At 39.1% G+C, this 304-nt stretch carries 1 protein-coding gene; it reads left to right on the top strand.

All coding sequences use genetic code 11. The features are described 5' to 3' along the window. Nucleotides 1-65: 65 nt before the first annotated feature. The coding region (locus P0G09_RS18295; RefSeq protein WP_275253378.1) for an Eco57I restriction-modification methylase domain-containing protein at nt 66-304 on the top strand (239 nt) is incomplete at its 3' end.

Raw genomic sequence — 304 nt, 5'->3', positions numbered from 1 at the left:
AAATGATTCATCCTGCACGGTTTTAGTTCAATGCTGGCTCTACACCGAAAGCATGGAATGAGAATATGCTGAGTGATCCGCACTTGACAGTCTTGCATTATGAATCTGAGAGTTCAAAAATCTTTGCAAACACAGATATTAAGGGCGGTGTTGTAATTACATACCGCGACAAAGTGAAGCATTACGGTGCGATTGAGCATTTTATTGTGTTCGATGAACTAAGAAGTATTGCTCGTAAAATTGGAAAAACAGACTATGTACCGTTAAGTAAGGTGATTTTTGCAGCAGAATCGTATCGTTTCAC

Source organism: Faecalibacterium sp. DFI.5.82, from assembly GCF_029076575.1.
In the GTDB taxonomy this organism is placed as follows: Bacteria; Bacillota; Clostridia; order Oscillospirales; family Ruminococcaceae; genus Faecalibacterium; species Faecalibacterium duncaniae.
Note: the sequence above shows the minus strand (reverse complement) of the source record. Positions and strands in the feature narration are given on the sequence as shown.